This is a genomic window from Streptomyces sp. NPDC087440, from assembly GCF_044744005.1.
Lineage (GTDB): Bacteria > Actinomycetota > Actinomycetes > Streptomycetales > Streptomycetaceae > Streptomyces.
The window spans coordinates 1-2242 of the sequence record NZ_JBIUXN010000055.1; the positions used below are offsets into that span (position 1 = coordinate 1).

A 2242-nucleotide genomic window follows, 5' to 3' on the forward strand; every position below is an offset into this window, starting at 1 on the left:
ACAGCTTCTTCGATCTGGGCGGGCATTCCCTGCTGGCGACCCGTCTGATCAGCCGCATCCGCACCCGCCTCGGCGTCGAACTGCCCCTGCGCGCCGTCTTCGAAGCACCGAACGTAGCCACGTTGGCCGAACAGCTGGGAACCGCGCAGAAGTCGCAGCGGCCCGCACTGCGGCGCATGCCGCGCCCCAAGGAGAACTGATGATTCCTCTGTCCTTTTCCCAGCGTCGGCTCTGGTTCCTCAACCAGTTCGAGGGCACCGCGGCTGCCACGTACAACCTGCCCGTCACGCTGCGACTGACCGGGACCCTGGACCGCGACGCGCTCGCCGCCGCGCTGCGGGACGTCGTGGAGCGCCACGAGTCGCTGCGCACGGTTTTCCCCGAGGGCCCCGACGGCACCCCGTACCAGCGCATCCTCCCCACCGACCGGTCTTGGGCCGGCATGGATTTCATGTCGGTCGGCGAGGGTGAGCTCGCCGCCGCCGCGTCGGCCTTCCGGAGCCAAGGCTTCGACGTCATGGTCGACGCCCCCATGAGGGCGCGCCTGTTCGTGCTGGGCGAGAACGTGCACGTCTTGGTTCTGGTGCTGCACCACATCGTCGGTGACGGCTGGTCGATGGCGCCCCTCGCACGGGACGTGGCGGAGGCGTACGAGGCGCGGGTCGGCGGTGGCGCCCCGAAGTGGGAGCCGCTGCCGGTGCAGTACGCCGACTACGCGATGTGGCAGCGGGAACTCCTCGGCGACGAGAACGACCCGAGCAGCCTGGTAAGCGGTCAGGTCACGTACTGGAAAGGTGCTTTGACCGGCCTGCCGGAGCAGCTGGAGTTGCCCGTAGACCGCACCCGGCCAGCCGTCGCCACGTACCGGGGCGACAACGTTGAGTTCACGCTTGACGCGGCCGTGCACTGCGGCCTCGCCGCCCTGGCCGGGGAGCAAGGCGCGAGTGTGTTCATGGCGGTGCAGGCGGCGTTCGCGGCGCTGCTGTCGCGAATGGGCGCGGGGACGGACATCCCGATCGGCACGCCGGTGGCGGGGCGTACGGACGAGGCGCTTGAGGATCTCGTCGGCTTCTTCATCAACACGCTCGTCCTCCGGACGGACGTCTCCGGAAACCCGACGTTTCGTCAACTGTTGGACCGAGTAAGAGAGGTGGACTTCGGGGCCTTCAGCAACCAGGACGTCCCGTTCGAGCATCTTGTGGAGGTGATCAACCCCACCCGGTCCATGTCGCGCCACCCGCTCTTCCAGGTGGCGCTGGCGTTCCAGAACCAGAGCAGGCCCGTTCTCAAGCTGCCCGGCGTCGCGCTGAGCGTCGAGACGAGCGAGGGCGCCGCTGCGAAGTTCGATCTTTCGCTGGGGCTGACCGAGCGGTTCGACGGTGAGGGTGTGCCGGCTGGTCTGGAGGGTGGTTTCGAGTTCGCCACGGATCTGTTCGACCGGGTGACGGTCGAGGGGATCGCCGAGCGGTTCGGGCGGCTGCTGTCCGATGCGGTGGCGGACCCGGACCGGCCGGTGGGGGAGCTGGAGATCCTGTCCCCGCAGGAGCACGAAAGCCTGTTGTCCGGTTGGCAGGGGGAGCGGGTCGAGGTTCCGTGGGTGTCGTTGCCGGTGGCGTTCGAGGAGCAGGTGGCGCGGACTCCTGAGGCGACGGCCGTGCTGTTCGAGGACGTCGACCTCACTTACGCCGAGCTGAACGCGCGCGCCAACCGTCTCGCCCGAGTCCTGATCGGTCGGGGCGTGGGACCGGAGGGCATGGTGGCGCTGGTGCTGCCGCGCTCGCTGGAGCTGTTGGTGGCGATGTTGGCGGTGCTGAAGGCTGGTGCTGCGTATGTTCCGGTGGACCCGGCCTACCCGGCCGAACGCATCGCGTACCTCCTTGGGGATGCCGCCCCCGCCGTGGTCGTCACCGACGCGTCGATACTAAGCGCCGTGCCGGAGAACCACCGGGTGCTGCTCTTGGAGGACATCGCGGATGCGGTGGCGTCCGCGTCGGGTGCGGATCTGGTGGATGGGGAGAGGTGTGTCGCGCTGCGGCCCGATCATCCCGCCTATGTGATCTATACGTCGGGTTCGTCGGGGCGTCCGAAGGGTGTGGTGGTCGGTCACGCGGGTGTGGTGAACCTGGCCTGGGATCACATCGCGCGGTTGGGTGTGGAGGGCGGGAGTCGTCTGTTGCAGTTCGCGTCGCCGAGTTTCGACGCGGCGGTGGCGGACATGTGGCCGGCGTGGCTGGCGGGTGCT

At 68.6% G+C, this 2242-nt stretch carries 2 protein-coding genes; both read left to right on the top strand.

Annotated features, from left to right (window positions below):
- Positions 1–200 (top strand): phosphopantetheine-binding protein (locus ACIO3O_RS42670; protein WP_401756426.1); only part of this gene is annotated, 200 nt, incomplete at its 5' end.
- A partial coding sequence (locus ACIO3O_RS42675; protein ID WP_401756429.1) for a condensation domain-containing protein occupies positions 200–2242 on the top strand: 2043 nt, incomplete at its 3' end. The genes ACIO3O_RS42670 and ACIO3O_RS42675, both read left to right, overlap by 1 nt.